Annotated in this window: 5 protein-coding genes; 4 read left to right on the forward strand and 1 reads right to left on the reverse strand. The window is 55.6% G+C overall.

Going from position 1 to position 4,662, the window contains the following annotated elements:
• Positions 1-907 (reverse strand): type I restriction enzyme HsdR N-terminal domain-containing protein (locus LAT75_RS15230; RefSeq protein ID WP_291483633.1); only part of this gene is annotated, 907 nt, incomplete at its 3' end.
• A gap of 254 nt (positions 908-1,161) precedes the next feature.
• Here LAT75_RS15230 and LAT75_RS15235 point away from each other — a divergent pair.
• The 4 genes from LAT75_RS15235 to LAT75_RS15250 all read left to right on the forward strand — a co-directional run bounded on the left by LAT75_RS15235 (position 1,162) and on the right by LAT75_RS15250 (position 3,915).
• Entirely contained in the window at positions 1,162-1,368 is a 207-nt protein-coding gene (locus LAT75_RS15235) for a MazE family transcriptional regulator (RefSeq protein ID WP_291483635.1), read from the forward strand.
• Positions 1,368-1,766: a type II toxin-antitoxin system death-on-curing family toxin gene (locus LAT75_RS15240; RefSeq protein WP_291483637.1), complete on the forward strand. Its 399-nt coding sequence runs from the start codon at positions 1,368-1,370 to the stop codon at positions 1,764-1,766. The genes LAT75_RS15235 and LAT75_RS15240 overlap by 1 nt, the downstream gene beginning before the upstream one ends.
• A gap of 60 nt (positions 1,767-1,826) precedes the next feature.
• Positions 1,827-2,348 carry a cupin domain-containing protein gene (locus LAT75_RS15245; protein ID WP_291483639.1) on the forward strand — a complete coding sequence of 174 codons (522 nt, stop codon included), beginning with the start codon at positions 1,827-1,829 and terminating at the stop codon, positions 2,346-2,348.
• Positions 2,349-2,466: 118 nt separating this feature from the next.
• Positions 2,467-3,915 carry a porin gene (locus LAT75_RS15250; RefSeq protein ID WP_291483641.1) on the forward strand — a complete coding sequence of 483 codons (1,449 nt, stop codon included), beginning with the start codon at positions 2,467-2,469 and terminating at the stop codon, positions 3,913-3,915.
• Positions 3,916-4,662: the final 747 nt, after the last annotated feature.

Consider the following 4,662-nt stretch of genomic DNA (forward strand, 5'->3'; position numbering starts at 1 on the left):
ATTCTGAGCAGAGTGCCGAAAAACAGGCGTCAGGTTCGGAGGAACCGGTGAGGCTGTGTGCAAGCCGGTGCTGAATCTCAGCAGCGAGAATCCTGCTACCGGAATTTCGGGTGATGCTCGCCGGGCCTGCATCAGCCCCGGTATGCAGCGGCAGGCTCAGGTGACCCGCGACCTGCTTCTGCCTGATATCGAGCACCTGCAGCCGGCTGCCTCCGTTTTCGTCGGCCGAGATGGTAAGTGCCCGGCCCTGAATGATGAAAAAGTAGTGGTTCAGTTCCGGTTGCGTTTCGCTTGGGGGTATTTTGATGAGATGGATTTCCGGACCGGCCTGCTGTTGCATCAGGCAGAGGAGTGCCGCGAAAAAGGAAGCCTCAGCAACAAGCGGCTTTCGCCCGAGGAAGCCGCGGCGCTGCCAGTATGCGGCATCGCGGTTTACGGGAAGGCCGGTTTCCATCGCGGAGAGGGATGCGTGCGTGATGCCATCCCCCGATACCTCAAAAAAAAGATCGCGACGGCCGTTGGTGAGCAGCACGAGCGGGGCCCCGATTTCGAGGTTGTAGCGGGAGGCCTGCAGGGCTGTTTGCCGGGTGAGGGGCACCTCCGGAGCTTTGCACTCGGCGAGCAGCCAGGGCCGGTGCTGTGCATCGTAGCAGAGCAGGTCGGTGCGCAGGGTGTCGCCTGCGATCCGGCGTTTTACGGGCAGCTCGGTGGTGAAACGGCTCACCGGCTGACCGCAGCTGAGGTGCAGCCATTCGGCCAGCTGCAGCCGCACCCGCTCTTCGGGCCGGTCGGCCAGCAGGTTGCGCCTCACGGGATTCCACAGCCGGCGCGCACCCGCTTCGAATCTGATTTCGGGGAAATGGCCGGTCACAACGGAGACCGGCGGAACAGCCTGTTCAGCGCTCACAAAAGAAGTCCTTTTTTGCGGCAAGTTACAAAATCCAAAGCCGGTTTGCCGTGCGAAAGCAGGCATCGAGATACGTGTTTTTGTGGGTGCGCTGCGGAATCAGCTGAAATGAAAACGGCTGGAGACCGGGGCCGGCTGTCATTGAGGAATTGAACAAGTTACGAGCGCTCAGGAAAAAACTTTAAAGACACATTCTTTCTGACTCTTTCGTATTATGATGGTTAGAACATTGTGATAACAAAACATGGAGCGCCATGATTAAAAAACTTCAAAAAATCGGAAACAGCAGAGGCATACTTCTCGAAAAGCCGCTTTTGAAACTTCTCAAAATTGATGAAGATGACAGCATTGAGCTCATTCCTCACGAAGGCGGGCTGCTGATCAGAAAGGCAGATGTCCGGTCCGCGTATCAGCAAATCAGCAGAAAACATCGAAAATCCCTGGACAAACTCGCGGAATAATGCGCGAGCCTGTCTTTCTTTCAGGGGCTGATATTTATTTTATTCATCAGCAGGAGATTGAAATTTCCGGTGGTAATCCCGGTATTCGTGATGAGGATGGAATTCAGGCGTGCGCAGATGCACCCAAAGCTAGTTTTGAAGGCAAATTACTGTATGATTTGTTTGGGATGGCCGCAACTTACCTTACCTGCCTGACCATGCGTCATCCGTTTATCGATGGAAATAAAAGAACGGCTTTGGCTTCTGCCCTTACCTTTCTTTACCTGAACGGGTTTTTCGTTGAAGAAACGTATGAGGAGGAGCTGGCAGATTTGGTACTCCGTTTTATCGCAAAAAAAATCTCCAAAGAAGAGATTATTGAGTACTTTCGGGCTAGTTCAAAAAAATTGCAGGGATAGCAAGTCACTTAAATGAGCCATGCTTTCCCCCAAAAACCAACTTCCCGAAACACCATACCTATGATCAGCCGAAAAGAACGCCTCATCCGGGCCCTGAATCTGAGTCCGCACCCGGAGGGCGGCTACTTCCGTGAAACCTACCGAAGCCCGATGAACCTGCCGGTGCATCAGCAGACCGAAGCCTTCGACGGACCTCGTGCTGCCTGTACGGGCATTTATTACCTGCTCGGTGCGGGCGATTTCTCCGCCTTTCACCGGATCAAATCCGACGAAATGTGGCATCACTATGAAGGGGAGGCCCTCACCATCCATCAGATTTTCAGCGACGGACTCTATCAGGCTGTTACGCTGGGCCGCGATATCGGCGCCGGCGGCAGGCCGCAGTACGTAATACCGGCCGGCACCTGGTTTGCGGTAACGGTTGATGCCGATCCCGAAACCAATCCTGACGCCTACGCCCTTGCCGGCTGCACGGTATCGCCCGGTTTCGATTTCAAAGATTTTGAGATGGCGAAAGGCTACATGCTCAAAAACGCGTTCCCCGAGCATGCCGATCTGATCTCGGATCTTGTGCGCGACTGAGGGCCGCATCACCCTGCATAACATTGGGGTAACATTCAGGTAATATTGGGTTCATGCGGGAAGGATAACTCTGAGGGTGTTTCTCATTCCCATTCTACAGTCCTCAAAATCGCGCCTGATGTCCCTGAAACGCCTGAATTGCTTCCTGCTGAGCCTGCTTGTGAGCGGGCTTTTTCTTTTTGGAACCCCCGCGAACGCCGTCCCGCTCCCCGGAACTTTGGCTGACAGCACCGCCTCCGTACAGCGGGAGCTGCTGCAAACCCTGCTGGAAAATGGGGTGATAAGTCCGGAGCAGTTCGAGCGCCTCATGCGGCAGTCAGCCGGTGATGCCGCCCGCAGCCGCGATTTGCTGGGGGATGACGACGACTTCGGCTACACCCAAACCGACATCAGGACCCGCCGCTTCCGGGTGCGCTCGGAAGACGGCCGTGACCTGTTCCGTCTGCGGGGCCGCTTGTATATCGACGGCGCCGGTAACTTTCTGGACGACCGCAAAAACACTGTTGACGATTCTCGCCCCAACCGCGGCAATCTTGCGCGCTACGGCACCATCATCCGCAGTGCGCGCATTGGTGCGGAGGGGGTGATGTATGAAGATTTTCTCTGGCGGCTCGAAGTCGATTTCCGGGATGAAGAAGTCCGGCTGCGCGGCGCCTATCTTGAGTACATCCGGCTGAATCCGTTTCGCATTAAAATTGGTAACATCAAGGAGCCCTTTGGCCTGGAGTGGATGAACTCCCGGAACCGGGCGACTTTCATGGAGCGTGCGGCCAATGTGGATGCATACAAGCCCGACTGGAATCTCGGGATGGAGCTCGCCTGGCAGGGCAGCCGCTACAGCCTCAGCACGGCCCTGATGAGCGGCGGCGGCCTGCTTAACGAGCGGGACCTGACCGGCGGCTACGCTTTCGCGGGTCGCGCAACGGTAGCGCCTTATATTGGTTTTGACTCGTACTCGCACCTCGGGTTTTCTTCAAGCTATCGGGTAAATGCCTTTACCGAGCGCATCGACGGTAATTTTGATCAGCAGTATGCGGATGTCAGGATGCGTACCCGAACCGGCACCCGCGCCATCGACGGCCGTTTTATCGGCGCAGACGACCTCGATGATGTGGTTGATATCACCCGCTATCATGCGGAGGCCGCTTTCGGAATTGGTCCGGTTCATGTTCAGGGTGAGTACACTATCGTGGATGTGCGCCGTGACTTCCTCAAACCGGACCTCAGCCTCGGCGGCTGGTACGTGCAGGCGGGCTGGTTCCTCACCGGCGAGCGCCGTAACTACCGCCCTGACCGCGGCAACTTCGGCGCGGTAGTGCCCAACCGCAATTTCAGGCCCGGCTTCGGACCCGGCGCCCTCGAGCTCGCCCTCCGCTACGCGCAGGTTGATTCGAACGATGAAGATTACGACGGCGGTGAGATGAAGCACTTCACGGCCGGCCTCAACTGGTACCTTAACCGTGAAACCCGGCTGATGCTCAACTATATTTATCTGGATGCCGAGCGCCTCAACGGCAAACGCACCAAAGGCAGCCTGATCGCCGCACGGGTACAGTTCGAGTTTTGACCATTTTGCGGTGATGTGATGTGATGATGATGATGGCACGCGGATGACGCGGATTTTAGGGGATTTGCGCGGATTTGTTTGATTGGTTGCGAAACCAAATCTTGCCCCGTCGGGCCCGCCAAAACGCGTCAGGGATGTGGCATACCTACGGCATGCTGAATATGTGGGCGCGCCACGGTTTCTACCCATGTGATATCCCTGACGGGATATTTCTGTTGAAGCACCAATTTTAGCCGAACGCGGAATCCCCAAACGCGGCGACCTTCACTGGCAACGGATGCTGCAAATCTGATACCGCCTGAAAGAATTTTTCCGCTTAAAGCCGGTATCGTTGTCGTTACCCACAACCGTTTTTGACCGGCTTGGTTCCCTGTCCTATTCTCCAAATCAGCCCGGCGTCGCAGATGTTTCCCGTTAGGGAAACCATGTGGGTAGAAAAATCCGCCGGACCTCACACGTGTTTCCCGGTAGGGAAACCACATGGGTAGCGGTGCGGCCGGCGGAGCGATCTAAAAGGGAACACATTACGTCATCCCAATTAAACAACGCTTGCATTTGAGGATTGGCGGAATCATCTTCCGGATATACATCTTTGAAAATCCCTCTCCGACATCCTTTCATCATGAAAAAAGAAATCCGGAAGCTGCTGTTTATTTCGGCTGTTGCCATCTCCTTCCTCATCCTCATTATCATCATCAATCAGCTGGTGCAGTTTTCGGCTGCGGTTGCGCGGCTCAACGAAACGGC

This window comes from Cyclonatronum sp. (assembly GCF_022565315.1).
Classification (GTDB): Bacteria; Bacteroidota; Rhodothermia; order Balneolales; family Cyclonatronaceae; genus Cyclonatronum.

What these genes read in the sequence shown, in the direction of transcription:
- LAT75_RS15235 (WP_291483635.1), top strand. Translation starts at nt 1,162, where the DNA reads ATGATTAAAAAACTTCAAAAAATCGGAAACAGCAGAGGCATACTTCTC.
- LAT75_RS15240 (WP_291483637.1), top strand. Translation starts at nt 1,368, where the DNA reads ATGCGCGAGCCTGTCTTTCTTTCAGGGGCTGATATTTATTTTATTCAT.
- LAT75_RS15245 (WP_291483639.1), top strand. Translation starts at nt 1,827, where the DNA reads ATGATCAGCCGAAAAGAACGCCTCATCCGGGCCCTGAATCTGAGTCCG.
- LAT75_RS15250 (WP_291483641.1), top strand. Translation starts at nt 2,467, where the DNA reads ATGTCCCTGAAACGCCTGAATTGCTTCCTGCTGAGCCTGCTTGTGAGC.